Annotated in this window: 14 protein-coding genes; 5 read left to right on the top strand and 9 right to left on the bottom strand. The window is 60.7% G+C overall.

Annotation, left to right across the window (positions count from 1 at the left end):
- Positions 1 to 65: 65 nt before the first annotated feature.
- The 7 genes from Azoinq_RS03765 to Azoinq_RS03735 all read right to left on the bottom strand — a co-directional run bounded on the left by Azoinq_RS03765 (position 66) and on the right by Azoinq_RS03735 (position 7641).
- Positions 66 to 569: a DUF2059 domain-containing protein gene (locus Azoinq_RS03765; RefSeq protein WP_216125785.1), complete on the bottom strand. Its 504-nt coding sequence runs from the start codon at positions 567 to 569 to the stop codon at positions 66 to 68.
- Positions 570 to 642: 73 nt separating this feature from the next.
- Positions 643 to 1404, bottom strand: coding sequence for a DUF4184 family protein (locus tag Azoinq_RS15205; RefSeq protein WP_216125787.1), 762 nt, complete (start codon positions 1402 to 1404; stop codon positions 643 to 645).
- A gap of 201 nt (positions 1405 to 1605) precedes the next feature.
- The gene (locus Azoinq_RS03755) at positions 1606 to 2283 is read right to left on the bottom strand and encodes a hypothetical protein (protein WP_216125789.1); all 678 of its coding nucleotides are present in this window, start codon (positions 2281 to 2283) and stop codon (positions 1606 to 1608) included.
- Between the two features lie 273 nt (positions 2284 to 2556).
- A complete protein-coding gene (gene gap, locus Azoinq_RS03750) occupies positions 2557 to 3585 on the bottom strand; it encodes a type I glyceraldehyde-3-phosphate dehydrogenase (RefSeq protein ID WP_216125791.1) in 1029 nt (342 codons plus the stop codon).
- A 72-nt stretch (positions 3586 to 3657) separates the two neighbouring features.
- Positions 3658 to 5643 (bottom strand): transketolase, encoded by a 1986-nt coding sequence (gene tkt / locus Azoinq_RS03745; protein WP_216125793.1) that lies wholly within the window; start codon positions 5641 to 5643, stop codon positions 3658 to 3660.
- Between the two features lie 114 nt (positions 5644 to 5757).
- Positions 5758 to 6633 (bottom strand): phosphoribulokinase, encoded by an 876-nt coding sequence (locus Azoinq_RS03740; protein ID WP_216125805.1) that lies wholly within the window; start codon positions 6631 to 6633, stop codon positions 5758 to 5760.
- Between the two features lie 3 nt (positions 6634 to 6636).
- Positions 6637 to 7641, bottom strand: a complete 1005-nt coding sequence (locus Azoinq_RS03735; RefSeq protein WP_216125808.1) for a class 1 fructose-bisphosphatase — start codon at positions 7639 to 7641, stop codon at positions 6637 to 6639.
- Between the two features lie 293 nt (positions 7642 to 7934).
- Here Azoinq_RS03735 and Azoinq_RS03730 point away from each other — a divergent pair, with 293 nt between their 5' ends.
- On the top strand, positions 7935 to 10505 hold the full coding sequence (locus Azoinq_RS03730; RefSeq protein ID WP_216125810.1) for a putative bifunctional diguanylate cyclase/phosphodiesterase: 2571 nt from the start codon (positions 7935 to 7937) through the stop codon (positions 10503 to 10505).
- A gap of 7 nt (positions 10506 to 10512) precedes the next feature.
- Here Azoinq_RS03730 and Azoinq_RS03725 read toward each other — a convergent pair whose 3' ends face one another.
- Complete coding sequence (locus Azoinq_RS03725; RefSeq protein ID WP_216125813.1) at positions 10513 to 11352, bottom strand: inositol monophosphatase family protein; 840 nt, start codon at positions 11350 to 11352, stop codon at positions 10513 to 10515.
- Positions 11340 to 11894, bottom strand: a complete 555-nt coding sequence (locus Azoinq_RS03720) for a thioredoxin family protein (RefSeq protein WP_216125816.1) — start codon at positions 11892 to 11894, stop codon at positions 11340 to 11342. Before Azoinq_RS03720 ends, Azoinq_RS03725 begins: the two co-directional genes overlap by 13 nt.
- Positions 11895 to 12260: 366 nt before the next feature.
- Here Azoinq_RS03720 and Azoinq_RS03715 point away from each other — a divergent pair, with 366 nt between their 5' ends.
- The 4 genes from Azoinq_RS03715 to argA all read left to right on the top strand — a co-directional run bounded on the left by Azoinq_RS03715 (position 12261) and on the right by argA (position 17439).
- Complete coding sequence (locus Azoinq_RS03715) at positions 12261 to 13634, top strand: hypothetical protein (protein WP_216125819.1); 1374 nt, start codon at positions 12261 to 12263, stop codon at positions 13632 to 13634.
- Between the two features lie 155 nt (positions 13635 to 13789).
- Positions 13790 to 14542, top strand: a complete 753-nt coding sequence (locus tag Azoinq_RS03710; RefSeq protein WP_216125822.1) for a 16S rRNA (uracil(1498)-N(3))-methyltransferase — start codon at positions 13790 to 13792, stop codon at positions 14540 to 14542.
- Entirely contained in the window at positions 14535 to 16067 is a 1533-nt protein-coding gene (gene pap / locus Azoinq_RS03705) for a polyphosphate:AMP phosphotransferase (protein ID WP_216125826.1), read from the top strand. Before Azoinq_RS03710 ends, pap begins: the two co-directional genes overlap by 8 nt.
- 19 nt (positions 16068 to 16086) lie before the next feature.
- Positions 16087 to 17439: an amino-acid N-acetyltransferase gene (argA, locus tag Azoinq_RS03700; RefSeq protein ID WP_216125830.1), complete on the top strand. Its 1353-nt coding sequence runs from the start codon at positions 16087 to 16089 to the stop codon at positions 17437 to 17439.
- The last annotated feature ends 31 nt before the right edge of the window (positions 17440 to 17470 follow it).

The following is a 17470-nucleotide window of genomic DNA, read 5'->3' as shown; positions in this document are numbered from 1 at the left end:
GAGATCTGTCGGTTTAGGGAAATGCTCCTCGGGGATGTTCCCCGGGGGCAGATAAATATTAGTTGCTACTCCTTGGCGGCGGCCATATCTGCATAGAACTGCTGTTTTATTCTTTCCATTTTCGGCGCCATTTCCACGGTTTGCTTTTGTATTTCCGCCAGGGTTTGTAGCATCAAAGCGGGCATTTTGTTGATGACGGCCTGCCCGGCCGGGGTTTTATAGAAGGCCAACATCCCGGTTATTTCTTCTTCCGTAAATGTTTGCCGATAAAGGCGAACGTACATGGGCTCCTGCTTTTCCCAAGAGAGCTGTTCCTTCACCACCGCCGCAATGCTGTTTTTGAATTTTTCAATCGCCTGTTGTTGTTTGAGGGAGGGTGTTTTTCCTTGCAGTCCCTGGCGTACCGCATTGGTCATCAAAGCGTCGATTTGCTTTTGCATTCCATCCAAAAGCTTCTGGGACTGGGTGACGACCATCAATTGCTTGACCGATTCCTCGCTGGCCGGGGTAGCTGACGCGGTGGCGGAAACAAGCAAAAGAGCGAGAAAGAGATATTTGAGGGGGGTCATGAAATATTCCTTTTCTGTCATAAAGTAGAGGATGGGGAAAGAAGCCGAAATATACTGCCCATGCCTCAGAAAATTAACGGGGGCTGGTGCTTCTAGTCCGTAAAGCTAGTGCGATATAAGTTAACAGAAATACCACCGTTGTATTAAGAATTCCTCGAATTAGGATATTTGAGGTTGGTATCCCTTGTTTTGCACTTAGAAATGCGAAGATAAAACCGAGGAAGATTGAGAGAAGGGCAGCAATACACAAGCGCACGTAGCAAATGAGATTCCCCTGTCCCAGGGAGATTCCTGGCGGAGTGGAGCGCTTCAACCAGCGATTGTAGGAGATGGAGAGAATCAACAGCCCTAGCAGGGTGCTGAAATGTTGCAACAGGTTGTATGCGGGGAAAGGGTGATTCCCGAATACAAATACAACTTCCCGCAAGAGAGGTAAGGCCTTAACGGCCGGGCCGTTTACGTGGGTGAAGGCATCCCAGGCAAGATGGGTTGCGGCACCCAGGATTATGGATGCGGCCATGCTTGCTGCCTGGGGTAGAGGCCAGAGGGGCTGCGGGGAGAGATGGGCCAAAGCCGTACGATGGGGATTGGGCAAAGGGGCCAGGAGAAACTGGCGGCAATGAACTAGGAAAAAAGCGAGAATGAATGCGGTAGGGAGGCAAAAAAATAAGACGCCGGCCATTGTGTGGGCATAGGTGGCTAAATCAAAGCGCCCAATGTAGTAGCCTAAATCGGGAATAAGGCTACCCAACACCAGCCCAGCCAGAGGCATTCTTATGGGGCCTAGCTTGCGGAGGGGGAGGATTGCGGCAGGGTGGGCAAAGGTCCAGGGCATATAGGGGGAAGATTGGCTAACAATTCAAAGTGGAGCGGTAATTTACCTTGGCTGGGTTATAGGTGAAATATCAGATAGTTAAAGCCTGCCTTCTGTGGTGGCCAAGTGCGTAATCCTGGAATGAAAAATACCAAATTTCTCTATTTAATTTAATTGGTTGCGCTCCTCTGTAAAGGCAGTAGGAGTGATTAGGTTTTTCTTTTACTTTAGTTCGAAATTACGGCCAAGGAGCTTTGTTTTAAATAAACGATACTGGATTTTTGTGGCGTCAAGTTCCGGGTGCTGTTTTTTGATTTTTTCAGTGTATTCGTCAAAGGCTTCTTGACCGCTTAGGTAATATCTCCAGGGCATCGGCTCCGTTGCACAGTCCAGATAGAAATGTCCGATGTACACCGCCTCGCCTGGGGCGACATCAAACGATCCCCCGTCCGGTTTCCCTTCTTTTATCAGGCGCTCCCGGTCAACTCGGCCGATGCGGACGTCCGTGATGGATGCAGCGACTTTAATATCGAAGCCGACCAGCGCATATTCGCCAGGCTCAACAACAAAAGCGTAATCATCAAATTGAGGGTGGGTCAGGAGTAGTGGCGCATCGGCCAGTACCAGATCGGCATGAGGGTCGTTACTGGTTCGGGTAACGGGCATTTTGTCGAAGGCGAGGCGCCGTAATTGTGCATTCTCAAAACCAGCGCACTTCCATCGACGGTCCCATCGAATGGAAAAGAGAATAATGCCTTTTGTGGCCGAGCCTTCGGCATAGCTGGAAGGGGTGAGGGGAACTACCGTGGCGCCCTCCGCTAGGGCGCCGATCGTCAACAGACTTAATATCACCCCCGCGAAAAGAGAAACTATGCGCATAGAAGAATTACAAACTTTCATTTTTTTGTGCGGTGATACAGCAGCTCTTGGGGACTAGGCTGGGAAGTGGCGTAGTCTGAATTTATTTGTCATTAATCTTATTGCGTTGATTCCATGTGGTCAAATCAATGTTTGATTGTCTGTTCCCTGTGCAGGGCCGGGGATTAGACGGGACTGGCTTGTCCTCTAATAATTTGCGCGTGAACAGAGTGAGGGGGGGCGTTTTCCCTCGAAGCCCATAAAAAAAGCCGGCCCTTATGGGACCGGCTTTTTTCTTTGGGGTAAAGCTGGCGCTTACTTGGCGGCAGCCCAGGCCCGGGCGGCGTCCAGCATGCGGCAGGAGTAGCCCCATTCGTTGTCGTACCAGGCCAGCACTTTCACCAGCACGGAGCCGTCTTCGCCCTTGATGACCCGGGTTTGGGTGGCGTCGAAGGTGGAGGAGACGGTGGTGTGGTTGAAGTCGGAAGAGACCAGGGGCTCGTTATTCACGGCCAGGACGCCTTTCAGGGGACCGTTGGCAGCGGCGGTCATGAGGGCGTTGATTTCTTCCTTGGTGGTGGCCCGGTTGGCGGTGAAGGTCAGATCCACCAGGGAGACGTTGATGGTGGGCACCCGCAGGGCGAAGCCGTCGAACTTGCCCGCCAGCTGGGGCAGCACCAGGCCCACGGCCTTGGCGGCACCGGTCTTGGTGGGGATGATGTTGGCGAAGGCAGCCCGGGCGCGGCGCAGGTCCTTGTGGCGCACGTCCACCGTGACCTGATCGTTGGTCACCGCGTGGATGGTGGTCATCAGGCCTTGCTTGATGCCGATGTTGTCGGACAGCACCTTAGCCACGGGGGCCAGGCAGTTGGTGGTGCAGGAAGCGTTGGAGACGACGGTCATGGCGGCGCTGAGGACGCCTTCATTGACGCCGTAAACCACCGTGGCATCCACGTCGTCGCCACCGGGGGCGGAAATCAGTACCCGCTTGGCACCCTGGTCCAGCAGGGCCTGGGCCTTGGCCTTGGAGGTGTAGGCACCGGTGCATTCCAGCAGCACTTCCACCCCGTGCTTGCTCCAATCCACCCCCTTGGGGTCCTTGGTGGAGTAGAAGGGGATTTTCTTGCCGTCCAGGATCAGGGTGGCGTCACCCTCCGTTTCCACCGGGGTGTTGAAACGACCGTGGGTGGTGTCGTACTTCAGCAGGTGGGCATTGGTAGCCAGGTCGCCGGAGGCGTTGATGGCGACTACATCGAATTCGTTTTGCAGGCCTTGTTCGTAAATGGCGCGCAGAGTGCAGCGGCCGATACGACCGAAACCGTTGATGGCGATTTTGATTGCCATGGCAAACTTCTCCTCTCTCGAAAAATCTGTCGGTTGGGTTTCCGGCCCCCCAAAGGGGCCGGAAACGGGGGGTCAAGCCAGGGTGGCTTTGACCACCTGAACCACGTTGGCGACGGTGAAGCCGAAGAATTCCTGCAACTTGCCGGCGGGGGCGGATTCGCCAAAGCGGGCGATGCCGATGACCGCCCCTTCCAGGCCCACGTACTTGCGCCACAGGTCCGGATGGGCGGCTTCGATGGCTACCCGGGGAATGCCCCGGCCCAGCACTTGACGCTGGTAATCCGGGTCCTGCCGGTCAAAGACGTTGGTGCTGGGCATGGAAACCACCCGGGCGGCAATGCCTTCCGCCGCCAGGGCCTGTTGGGCTTCCAGGGCCAGCTTGATCTCGGAGCCGGTGGCGATGAGCACCACGGCCGGGGTGCCCTGGGCGTCAGACAAAATGTAGCCGCCCTTGCGGATCTGGGCCGGATCAATGGCCCCGGTGACCGTGGGCAGGCCTTGGCGGGAGAGGGCCAGGATGGACGGGCCGTCCCGGCGTTCAATACCGTAAGCCCAGGCCACGGCGGTTTCCGTGGCATCCGCCGGGCGCCATACGTCCACATTGGGAATCAGGCGCAGGGAGGGAATATGTTCCACGGGCTGGTGGGTGGGACCGTCTTCCCCCAGGCCGATGGAGTCGTGGGTGTACACCATCACCTGGCGGATTTTCATCAGCCCGGCCATACGGATGGCGTTACGGGCGTAATCGGAAAACACCAGGAAGGTGGCGGTGTAAGGGATGAAGCCCCCGTGCAGGGCCAGGCCGTTAGCAATGGCGGTCATGGCGAATTCCCGCACCCCGTAGAAGAGGTAGTTGCCGCCCCCGTTGCGGGTCACGCCCTGGGCCCCCTTCCAGAGGGTCAGGTTAGAACCGGCCAGGTCAGCGGAGCCGCCCAGCAGTTCGGGCAGGGCCGGGGCGTAGCCGTTGATGGCGTTCTGGCTGGCTTTGCGGCTGGCGATGGTTTCCGCCTTGGCACGGGTGGCTTCCAGGTAGTGTTGCTTGGCTGCGTCCCACTGGGCGGGCAGTTCCCCGGACATGCGCCGGGTGAAGCTGGCGGCCAGTTCCGGGTAGGCGGCCTGGTAGGCAGCGAAGGCCTGATTCCAGGCCGCTTCCGCCGCATCGCCCTTGGCTTTGGCGTCCCAGGCGGCGTAGATGTCCGCGGGAATTTCAAAGGGCGGGTAATCCCAGCCGATGGCCTTGCGGGTGGCGGCGATTTCCTCGTCTCCCAGGGGGGAACCGTGGCAATCGTGGCTATCCGCCTTGTTGGGGGAGCCCATGCCGATCTTGGTCTTGCAGCAGATCAGGGTGGGCTTGTTGCCTTCCGCCTGGGCCTGCACCAGGGCGGCCTCGATGGCGGCGCTGCTGTGGCCGTCCACGTTGGGGATCACCTGCCAGCCGTAGGCTTCAAAGCGCTTCGGGGTATCGTCGGTGAACCAGCCCTGGACGTTGCCGTCGATGGAAATGCCGTTATCGTCGTAGAAGGCGATGAGCTTGCCCAGGCCCAGGGTGCCCGCCAGGGAGCAGGCTTCGTGGGAAACCCCCTCCATGAGACAGCCATCCCCCAGGAAGACGTAGGTGTGGTGATCCACGATGGGGTGGTCGGGCCGGTTAAATTCGGCAGCCAGCAGCTTTTCGGCAATGGCCATGCCCACCGCGTTGGTGATGCCCTGGCCCAGGGGGCCGGTGGTGGTTTCCACTCCAGGGGTGTGGCCCACTTCCGGGTGGCCCGGGGTACGGGACTGGAATTGGCGGAAGTGCTTCAGGTCCTCAATGCTTACCGGATAGCCCGTCAGGTGCAGCAGGGCGTAGAGCAGCATGGAGCCGTGCCCATTGGAGAGCACAAAACGGTCCCGGTCCGCCCAATGGGGATTGTTGGGATTGTGCTTCAGGTGGCGGCGCCACAGGACTTCCGCAATCTCCGCCATGCCCATGGGCATGCCCGGGTGACCGGAATTGGCTTTCTGAACCGCGTCCATGGCGAGGGCGCGAATGGCACTGGTAAGGGGACTGTATTGCATGGGGCTCCGGGGCGGCCGCTGGGCGGCAATGACCGTTGGAAAAAGCCGGAATTATCCGCTTTATCAGGCCTTTTTGCCAGCCGTGGGGGCTAGGGGAAAACCCCTGGGAGGGGCCTAGCTGCGGCGTTCCCGCTGTTCCATGAGGCGCCAGATGCGGGGCGTGAGAATGAGCTGCATGGCCAGGTCCAGCTTGCCTCCGGGGATCACGATGGTGTTGGCCCGGGACATGAAGGAATCGTTGATCATGGTCACCAGATAGGGGAAATCCACCCCCCGGGGGTCGGCAAAGCGGATCACCACCATGCTTTCATCCTGGGCCGGAATATCCCGGGCGATGAAGGGGTTGGAGGTGTCCACCACCGGCACCCGCTGGAAATTGATGTGGGTGCGGGAAAACTGGGGGGTGATGTAATGCACGTAGTCGTGCATCCGGCGCAGGATGCTCTGGGTCACCGCTTCCAGGGAATAGCCCCGCATGTGGGTGTCCCGATGGATTTTCTGAATCCACTCCAGGTTGATGGTGGGCACCACGCCGATGAGCAAATCCACGTGCTTGGCCACATCCACCGTGCCGTGCTTGAAGGCGCCGTGGAGGCCTTCGTAAAACAGCATATCCGTTTCTTCCGGCAGGGGCGTCCACGGGGTAAAGGTGCCGATTTCCTGGCCCCAGGCCGCCGCATCCACCTCGTCGTGGATGTAGTGGCGGAATTCCCCCGTGCCCTGTTCCCCGTACTCCCGGAACAGCTCTTCCAATTCGGGGAGCAGGTTGCTGCCTGGACCGAAGTGGGACGGGGGCTGGTGTCCGGAGTTTTCCGCTGTGCGAATGGCGGCGCCCATTTCCGCCCGGGTGTATTTGTGGAAGGCATCCCCATCCACCAGGGCCGCATTGACGTTTTCCCGCCAGAAAATGCGTTCAAACGTCTTGCGCACCGTGGTGGTCCCGGCGCCGGAGGAGCCGGTGACCGCAATGATGGGATGCTGGACGGACATGGCTCAGGCTTCTTGGTGGCAGGCGACGGCCCGGGCCACTTCTGCCCGGGAGCCCAGAATCACCGGCACCCGCTGGTGCAGGGCGCCGGGGGCGATGTCCAGAATGGGCTGACGGCCCGTGCTGGCGGCGCCTCCCGCCTGTTCCACCAGCAGGCTCATGGGATTGGCTTCATACAACAGGCGCAGCTTGCCCCCCTTGTCCTGCATCTTGCTGTCCAAGGGGTAGAGGAAGACTCCGCCCCGGGTCAGGATGCGGTGCACATCCGCCACCATGGAGCCCACCCAGCGCATGTTGTAGTCCTTGCCCCGGGGCCCGGTCTTGCCTGCTTGCAATTCCGCCACATAGCGCTGCACCGGGGCCTCCCAGAAGCGCTGGTTGGACATGTTGATGGAAAATTCCCGGGTTTCTTCCGGAATACGCAGGTTTTCCTGGGTGAGGAGGAAAGTGCCCGTCTCCCGGTCCAGGGTGAAGCTATGCACCCCGGCCCCCAGGGTCAGCACCAGCTGGGTGGCCGGGCCGTAGACCACGTAACCGGCGGCCACCTGACGGCTGCCCGCCTGGAGATAGGCGCTTTCATGGGCGCCGTTGCTCCCGTCCGGACAGGCCAGAATGGAGAAAATGGTGCCCACTGAAATGTTCACGTCGATGTTGGAAGAGCCGTCCAGGGGATCGAACAGCAGCAGGTATTTGCCCTGGGGCGCTCCCTCCGGAATGGGGAAGGGAACTTCCATCTCTTCCGACGCCATGCCCGCCAGGAGGCCGCTGTGGCTGTTGGTGTCCAGCAGCACCTGGTTGGAGATCACGTCCAGCTTTTTCTGGGCTTCCCCCTGCACATTGTCGCTACCCGCTTCCCCCAGCACTCCGGCCAATCCCCCTTTGCCGATGGCGGCGGCAATGGCTTTGCAGGCTTCCGCCACCCCTTCTACCAACTGGCAGAGGGAGGTGTCCAAGGTGGGCTGACGGCGCCGGGTTTCGGTCAAATAGCGGCTCAAGGACAGTCGGGACATCGATACTCCGAAAAACAGGGGTCAAAAAGAAAGGCCGGGCTGCGGCGCAGACCTCGGCACTCTGCTGGCGGATTCTACTCTTTCCCCCGCCCCGGCGGACCGCTCCTAGGGGTTATCCCTATTGGTGGGGAGAAAATGCGGAAAAAGCTTGGGGGCTCGGGGCTTTTCATGGAATATTTCCTGGCCTGGGACGGCGCATTGGTTTTGAATCTCGCCTTGGCGGTGCGACAACCCATAAAAACAACACGGTTGAACCCTGGCCCCCGGCAGACGGGGCCTTTAGGTGAGGAAACATGCGAATTCGGACTTTTGTGCTGGCCACCTCGGCTCTCGTGGCCCTGGTTTTTTTCGGCGGCGGTTATTGGGCGGTGAGCCGGGCTTTTGATGCCACGGTGCAGGAAAAGGCCCAGACAGATGCGGCAGTGACGGCCCAGACCACTTTTGCCGCCATGTTCGAATTAATGAGCACGGGCTGGAGTCGGGCCCAGGCGGAACATTTTCTCGGTGGTCTGCGGGAGGCCACCAAGGATTCCCGTACCCAGGTGGGTATTTACCGGGGCCCCCGGGTGGAGGCCCGCTTCGGCAAAATCGGCCAGCCGCCCCTGGACGGCCTGCTGCGCGGTGCCCTTGCCAGTGGCCAATCCGGTCAGGCGGTGGAAGGGCGGACGGTGCGCTTTGTCTATCCCCTGAAGGCGGAACAACGTTGCTTGGGCTGTCACACCAATGTGGTGTCAGGGGATGTGCTGGGGGTCATTGAGGTCCGGCAGAATCTTCAGACCGAGGTGACCGAGGCGCGCAAGCAATTTTTCTGGTCCCTGGCTGCCCTTATTCCCCTTTGCGGCGTGGTGGCCCTGCTCGCCGTGTGGTGGGTCAATTACCGGCTGGAATCCGCCCTGCGGGCGGTGGAGGACGGTGTGGCCGGGGTGAATGGGGTGTCCGATCTACGGAAGCTGGAATTAGGCCAGCAGCGCCCCACCTTTACGGAACTGGGGCGCATTTTTCAGGCGATCGAGGAACTGGTGAGCAAGCTGCGGACTATCGCGGTGGATAAGGACATGCTCAAGTTCGAAATCGGCCTCCTGGAAAAATTCGTCATTACCTCGGACATCATCCGGGACTGGCGGGAGTACGTGAATCACCTGGTGGTGGATATCAACAAGGTGCTCAATGCCCACGTGCTCTTTTCCATTTTCCAGATCGACGACGAACTCTTTGACCTGGAAATTTTCTGGTACCGCACCCCCACGTCCATGACCAAGGAACGGGTGGAGCGCTATATCCGGGAAGTGCTGAACAACAACCCCCGCTTTTCTGACCTGACCAGCGTCCATATCAACCATCACGTGGCCCAGCTGGGCGGCGAGCCGGTGGAGCTGGGGGAAGAGGAAGTGCGCCTGCGGGTCAAATCCTTCTTCGTGGATACCCCCAAGATCGGCGGTATTGTGGGCATTGGGGTCCAGGCCGACGAGCTGGAAGACGATACCCGCCATCTGGTGCTGGACAGCGTGCTTTCCACCCTGCTCAATGTGGTGGGCTCGGTGAAGGCCATCTACAAGTACACCAAGGATTTGGAGTATTACGCCACCCGGGACCCCCTGACCGACCTGTTCAACCAGCGGGTATTTTGGGAAATGCTGGGCTACGAAGTGGGCCGGGCTCAACGTCACCAGCTCCATTTCGGGCTGTTGCTCATCGACCTGGACAACTTCAAGCTGGTCAATGACAACTACGGCCACGCGGTGGGGGACAAATTCCTCCAGCAATTCGCCCGGGAAGTGCGGGGTGCCCTGCGGGGCGGGGATATTTTCGCCCGCTACGGCGGGGACGAATTTGTGGTGGTGCTGCCCGAAGCAGATTTCCAGGAAAGCTGTACCGTGGCCTATCGCATCCTGGATGCGGCCCGCAATACCACGGTCCAGGCGCCGGGCGGGGAAGGGCTCCATTGTTCCGCCTCCATCGGCCTGTCCGTTTATCCGGACCATGCCACGGAGGCCAAGGACCTGTTCCTCTTCGCCGACAACATGATGTACAAGGCTAAGGCGGAAGGGAAAGAGCGGGTGGCGGTGCCCACCGCCGAGGACGCCATGGAAGTGTTCCGGGATATTTCCCAGCGCAGCGTCACCATCCTTACCGCCGTGGAAGAAAAGGCCATCATTCCTTTCTACCAGCCCATTCTGGACATTCAGGGCCAGGAGGTCATGGCCTACGAAGTGCTCTCCCGCATGGAAGTGGATGGCCATCTGCTGCGGGCGGATGAATTCATCGAACTGGCGGAAAAGATCGGCGTCATCCATCGCCTGGATTGCTTGGTAATCGAGAAGGCTTTAGACCAGCTCAAGGATTCGGGCCACGACGGCTTCATTTTCATCAATCTGTCGCCCCGGGCCATGGTGCTCAAGGAATTTGCCCGCTCCCTGCGCCAGATCGTCAGCGATAGCGGCATCCAGCCGGACCGCATCGTCTTTGAGATTACGGAGCGGGATACGGTGAAAAACCTCTCCCTGCTGGAGCGCTTCCTCAATGACCTGAAATTCGACGGCTTTAAGCTGGCCATCGACGACTTCGGCTCCGGCTTTTCTTCCTTCCACTATCTGCGCCGCTTCCCCGTGGATTTCCTCAAGGTGGAAGGGGATTTTGTCGCCAATATCCTGAATAACGCCAAGGATCGGGCCTTTGTGCAGAGCATGAATGCCCTGGCCCATGAACTGAATATCCGGGTGGTGGCGGAATACGTGGAAAGCAAGGAAGTGCTGGAAGAGCTGGGCCGCATGGGCATTGATCTGGCCCAGGGCTACTACGTGGGCCGTCCGGCCCGGAACGTGTTGGAGCGGCATTGGCAGCCGCCCCAGGGCAACCGGATCTAGGCCGGTTCTAGGCTTGGGGGGGCGGCGGGTTATTGGCCCGCAGCCAGTCCCGCCAGGCGGTGAATACGGTGGGATTGAGGGCCGCCACTACCTGGCGGCGCCACAGCTTGTCCTGGTGAAAGTCGTCGCAGGCCAGGGTGCACATATAGCCCCCCGCCTCCTTCAGAATCAGGCTGCCGGCGGCGTAATCCCAGAGCATCTGGCCGCCGTGGAGATAGGCGTCCACCCGGCCTGCGGCCACCTGACACCATTCCAGGGTGCTGCTGCCAAAATTACGATGGGAATAAAAAGGCGGGGCGCTGGCAATGCGCTCCGCCAAAGGCTTATCCAGCCGTTTCAGGTCCACATTGGCCACCGCTTCCCCGATGCGCTGGGTGACTTGGCGCAGGGGCAGAGGCTTGCCATTCAGGTAGGCCCCGCCGCCTTCCCAGGCATAGAACAGCTCATTGCTCATGGGGTTGTAGGTGACCCCCAGCCAGGGCCGGTAGTTGTGCAACAGGGCCACGGAGACGGCGAAAAAGGGCAGGCCGTTGATGAAATTGGTGGTGCCGTCGATGGGGTCGATACACCACACGTCCCCGCCCCCCTGGGTGAGGGCGATTTCCTGGTGATTGCGGGACATTTCCTCCCCGATCACCGGGCAGGGCACGATGCGGGGCAGGCTCTCCACCAGGGAGCGCTGGGAGGCCAGGTCGGCCTCGGAAAACAGGGTGCCGTCGTCCTTGACCTGCTGGGTGACCCCCATGAAGCGGGGCACGATTTCCTCCCGGGCCGTCTTGTGCACGGCGGCGATGACCGCCTCGACCCAGGGGCGGGCCCGGTGGGGAGAAAAGTCTAGGCCTTCCATTTGATGGAGCAGCCGATGCTGGGAATCTGCTCCGCCGGGCCTTGGCCCGTGCGGGCCACCTGGAGCATGGCTTCCACCAGTTCCCGGCGGGAATCGGGCCGGGGCGGATTCCGCCCCGTGTCGTCCAGCCGGCCCCGGTACTGGAGGCCCAGATCGGCGTTGAAGCCAAAGAAGTCCGGGGTGCATACAGCCCCATAGGCCTTGGCAATCGTCTGGTCCCCGTCCCAAACATAGGGGAAGGGCAGGGCCCATTCCCGGCCCTGGGCCACCATGTGCTCGAAACTGTCTTCCGGGTATTCGGTGGCGTCGTTACTGAGAATGGCAATGCAGCCAATGCCCGCACTCATCAGGCGGCGGCTGTCGGTGACCAGCCGGGGGGCAACGGCCTGCACATAGGGGCAGTGATTGCAGATGAACATTACCAGGAGCCCCCGGGGGCCTTTTGCCGAAGCCAGGGTGTGGCGTCGCCCGTCGGTGCCGGGCAAGTCAAAATCCGGTGCCTGCCAACCGAAGTCGCAGACCGGAGTGGTGAGACTGACCATGGGAAACCTCAGAAATACGCGGTTTCCGCCCCGGTGCCAGGAGCCCCAGGACGGGCGCTGCAAAAAGTTCGAGGGATGATAGCACGTTGCCTGTCGGCCGTTTGGGAGGTGTTCCCCCGGGCGAACCCGTTGCTGGCGCCCTTTCCCGAACGCTGATACCTGGAGGAGGGCGCCTGTTCTCGCCGGGCTCAAAGGCCTGTTACGGATATATGACAAATCGATCATTAAATTCAATTGTCATTTATTTTTTGGGGCGCACAATGGGCTCCCGGTGATGGCGGTTAAGTGCCGTTTTCTCCGGCGTGGCCGGGGCTTTGACCACGTAGCTGTTTCTTTCGCGATGCACCCATTGTTCGGAGAAAGACCATGCGTAAATTTTTCACACCTACCCTGGAAGACGGGGCGCTGCTGACTACCCTGGATATGCGCAATACCCGCCATCCCCTGGCTACCACCAGTGAGTTTCCCTTGACCACCGTGGAGGCGGCCGACGTCAACGATAAGGCCTGGAATCACCTCTATGGCGCCATCGTGGATGGTCTGGGGGTGAGCCCCCAGAATTTCCAGTTGGTTTACCCCTTTACCACCTGGAATTGGCCGGTTGCGAATAGCGGTTACACCGCCGCCGCCCAGTGGGATTTCTGTGCGGAAGTGCCCCAGTTCAGCGCCACCGGCCAATACACTTCTGCTGGCACGACCTTCAATGATAGTTATACGACTATGCTCAGCGTGGTCAGTGCCGCGACCTCCGATCCCCGATTGCAGGCCCAGATTGATCAGGCTCGCAATATGTATCAGATTGCTGTCAATAATTACAAAACCATTTATGCCCAGGCTCAGGCGGACTATATCAAGGCAACCGGGGGGACCAACAATCCGGTCTTCGAGCTCTGGTTGGGGTCCATGGGAGGGAAAGCGTGGCAATCCCAACTGGATTCGGCGGGTAAGAATATGGATTCTCAGCAAGCTGTTCTAAACGAATTGATCTCCGAAACCGCCACCCCCGGCCTCACGGATGCTCTGAGCCGATCGAACAACAAGGATTACTACACCCAGTTCCAGGATTCCAGCCTATCCGGTTTCCCCTTGGTACCGGCCTACTCCCTGAGCATGGACGCCACCACCTGGATGAGCAAGGTGCTGTCCGGGACCGGAGGCAGTAGCGGCTCCATCGGCTTTTCCAACTCCCAGTCGGATTACGACTATTCCAAGACCTGGGCCAAGGGCAGCACCTCCGTGGGCAACTTCTTCTGGAGCGTGAATGTGGGGGGCTCCTGGGAGCGGATTGACGAATTCGCCAGCGATTCCTCCCTCAAAGTTTCCATCAATTTCAAGGCCTGGGACCAGATTTCCATCCAGGCTGGGCGCTGGTACAACGGTTCTTTTGTCTCCTCCATCGCTAACGGTCCCTTTGTCCGGGGCTATACGCCCTACGGGGATGGGGGTAGCCAAGCGGTGTGGGGCCCCAAGGGCATCATGACGGTGCAGAAGGTGGGCATGGTGGTCTGTTACAAACCTTCCTTCTCCATCACGGTCAGTTCCTCCACCTTCCAGTCCTTCTCGGAAAAGTGGCAAGTCTGCGGCGGCCTGCGCATCGGTCCCTTCGACTTTTCCGGCGGTGGCGGCAGCGCTTCTTCCGGCTGGCATGCGGATGCGGCCAGCAAGACCTTTAGCGGTACCTCCACGGCGGAAACGGCCCTGATCATGGGGGTGAATGTGAACCTGATCAATCCGGCCTGAGCGTTTCAGGTTTCACGCCTATGAAAGCCCGGGGGCTCTTCGCCTCCGGGCTTTTTTCGTGGACCGTGGATTCCCCTGGTTCGGGGCTTGGGCCCGTCCCGCTCCGGTAAGCCCGGAGCGCCGGAGCCAGGCCGGTTTCAGCCTATAATGGCGGGATGAACGCGCCCCGCTTTTTTTGCCCTTTGCCCCTGTCCCAGGGGGCTCTGGTTGCCCTGCCTCCCTTTGCTGCCCGCCATGCGGTGCGGGTATTGCGTCTGGCCGAAGGGGACTGCCTGACCCTGTTTAACGGGGAAGGGGGGGAATACCTGGGGGTTATTCAGAGCACGGGCAAAGATCAGGTGCAGGTACGCCTGGAGGATTACCAGGCCGTGGAGCGGGAATCCCTGCTGGACCTGGTTCTGGTACAGGCCGTCCAGGGGGCGGACAAAATGGATTTCACCGTGCAAAAAGCGGTGGAGCTGGGGGTCAGCCGCTTCCAGCCCGTGGCCAGCCGGCGCAGTGTGGTGCGTCTGGCCGGGGAGCGGGCGGATAAGCGGGTGGAGCATTGGCGCGGGGTGGCGGTGTCCGCCTGCGAACAATGCGGTCGCAACCGGGTGCCGGCCGTGGAAGGGGTCCTCACCCTGGAGAAATATCTGGCCCGGCCGGCCGCGCCGGACACCCTGCGTCTGGTGCTGTCCCCCGGAGGCGCCACGGCCCTGTGCCAGTTGCCCCGGCCCCAGGGAGCCGTGGAGTTGCTGGTGGGGGCGGAAGGGGGATTGGCGCCGGAAGAGGTGGCCCAAGCTCAGGGGGCGGGTTTTTTGCCCCTGGTGCTGGGGCCCCGGGTGCTGCGCACGGAAACAGCCGGACTTGCGGCCTTGGCCGCCATTCATGCCCTATGGGGCGATTTCGGGGGGAGTAGCGATGTTTGAATCGGCGGAACTGGAACACAAGGTGAGCAAGGAGGATTACAGCCGGGAGGAACCCCAGCTGCGGGCGGATTTGCTCGATGCCCAGTATGACGTGCTCCAGGCCAAGCGCTTTGCCGTGCTGATTCTGGTCAATGGCCTGGATGCGGCGGGCAAGGGGGAGACGGTGAATCTCCTCAATGCCTGGATGGACCCCCGGAACATCGACACCTACGCCTTTTCCGATCCCTCCGACGAGGAGCAGGAGCGGCCCCACATGTGGCGCTACTGGCGGGCCCTGCCCCCCAAGGGGCGGGTCGGCATCATGTTCGGCAACTGGTACACCGAGCCCATCCAGCAGCGGGTGGCCGGGGAAATGAAGGGGCCGGAACTGGATCAGCGCATGGAGGAAATCACCCGCTTCGAGAAAATGCTCACGGACGAAGGGGTGCTGCTGCTCAAATTCTGGTTTCACCTGGGCAAGGCGGACCAGAAGCGGCGCCTCAAGCTCCTCGGCGCCGATACCAAGACGGCCTGGCGGGTGACGGACCTGGACTGGTGGCGCTGGGAGCATTACGAAGAATACAAGCGCTTCAGCGAGCATGTGCTGCGCCAGACCAGTACCGGCTTCGCCCCCTGGACCGTGGTGGATGGCTATGACGCCCGCTACCGCTCCATGACCGTGGGCAAAATTCTGCTGGACGCCATGCAGCGCCGCCTGGCCCGGCCGGACATCAATCACCGGGTGTCCGCCGCTCCCTTCCAGCGGGTGCTGGAGGGCAAGAACCTGTTGTCCGCCCTAGATCTGAGCCAGGCCCTGGCCAAGAAGAAATATGAAAGCCTGTTGGCGGAATGGCAGGGGCGGCTCCACACCCTGACCATGGACGAGCGCTTCCGCAACCGCTCCCTGATCATCGTCTTTGAAGGCAATGACGCGGCGGGGAAGGGGGGCTCCATCCGGCGCATTACCGGTGCCCTGGACGCCCGCCAGTACCAGATCGTGCCCATTGCCGCTCCCACCGAGGAAGAGCGGGATCAGCCCTATCTCTGGCGCTTCTGGCGCCGGGTGCCGCGCCATGGCCGGGTCGCCATTTTCGACCGCTCCTGGTATGGCCGGGTGCTGGTGGAGCGTATTGAAGGCTTCTGCGGCGAAGCGGACTGGATGCGGGCCTATGCGGAAATCAACGATTTCGAGGACCAGCTCACCCGGCATGGGGCCATTGTGGTCAAATTCTGGCTGTCCATTTCCAAGGAAGAGCAGTTCCGCCGTTTCAAGGAGCGGGAGGACACCCGTTTCAAGCGCTTCAAAATTACGGACGAGGACTGGCGCAACCGGGAAAAGTGGGATGCCTACGAGGAGGCGGTGTGCGACATGGTGGATCGCACCAGCACGGAAATCGCCCCCTGGAGCCTGGTGCCCGCTGAGGACAAGAACTTTGCCCGCATCATGGTGCTGAGCACCCTGTGCCAGCGTCTGGAATCCGCCCTGGGGCCCAAGCCCAAGAGCGGCAAAACCACGGAAAAGCCCGCTAAAAAAGCCAAAAACTGATTTTTCGCCCATCGTCCCCATGTCCGATACCCCCGCCCAAGCCGCCTCCCCCGCCCAGTTCGTTTCCTGGTTCCGGTCTGTCGCTCCCTATATCAACTCCTTTCGGGGTAAGACCTTTGTCATCGCCTTTGGCGGCAAGGCCTTTTCCGGCCCCCTGGCCCGCACCTTCGCCTACGACGTGAGCCTGCTGGCCAATCTGGGGGTGCATCTGGTGCTGGTCCATGGTTCCCGGCCCCAGATCGAGGAAGAACTCCAGGAAAAAGGTCTGGAATCCCGCTTCCACGCCGGGCTGCGGGTCACCGATGCGGACACCCTGGATTGCGTCATCGACGCCGTGGGCAGTGTTTATCTGGAAGTGGAAGCCCTGCTCTCCCAGGGCCTGCCTAATACGCCCATGGCCGGTAACACCATCCGGGTGGTGGGGGGCAATTTCATTACCGCCCGGCCGGTGGGGGTGGTGGATGGGGTGGATCTCCAATACACGGGGGCGGTGCGCAAGGTGGATGCGGAAGGACTGAAGGCCCAGCTGGGCCTGGGCAACATCGTCCTGCTCTCCAACCTGGGGGCCAGCCCCACGGGGGAAATTTTCAACCTCTCCATGGAAGAGGTGGCGGAACAGGTGGGGGCCGCCCTCAAGGCGGAAAAGCTCATTTTCCTCACCGATAGCCCGGGGGCCACGGATGCGGAAGGCCATCTGCTGGATGAACTTACCGCCGACGGGGCGGAACAGCTTAGCCGGGTGGGGGATTGGCTGTCCCCGGACCTGAAGCGCTATCTGCCCTGTGCGGTGCGGGCCAGCCGGCGCGGGGTTTCCCGGGTCCATATCATCGGTTATGCCCAGGATGGGGCGGTATTGCAGGAACTGTTCACCCACGACGGGGTGGGCACGGTGGTAACCCGGGCCCCCCTGGATACCTTGCGGGAAGCCAAGCCGGACGACATCGGCGGCCTGGTGGCCCTGATTGCGCCCCTGGAAGCGGACGGCACCCTGGTGCCCCGGCCCCGGGAGCTGCTGGAACAGGAAATCGGCCGCTTTTCCGTCATTGAGCACGACGGGGTGATTGTGGGATGCGCTGCCCTCTACCCCTACGGGGACGAGGGGGACCTGGACCTGACCGCCGAACTGGCCTGCCTGGCCGTTTCCCATGAACACCGGCGCTGGGGGTATGGGGAGCGGCTGATGCACCATATTGCGGACAAGGCCCGTCAGATCGGGGTTTCCCGCCTGTTCGTGCTCACCACCCGGACCACCCACTGGTTTATCGAGCGGGGTTTTGAACTGGCTACGGTGGATGCCCTGCCCAGCAAAAAGCGGCTCATGTACAACTATCAGCGCCGTTCCAAAGTCCTGATGAAAACCCTGGAGCCCTGAGCGTTAGCCCCTGTTCCTGGCCGCCCCGGGA

The sequence above is a fragment of the Azospira inquinata genome (assembly GCF_018905915.1).
Lineage (GTDB): Bacteria > Pseudomonadota > Gammaproteobacteria > Burkholderiales > Rhodocyclaceae > Azospira > Azospira inquinata.
Note: the sequence above shows the minus strand (reverse complement) of the source record. Positions and strands in the feature narration are given on the sequence as shown.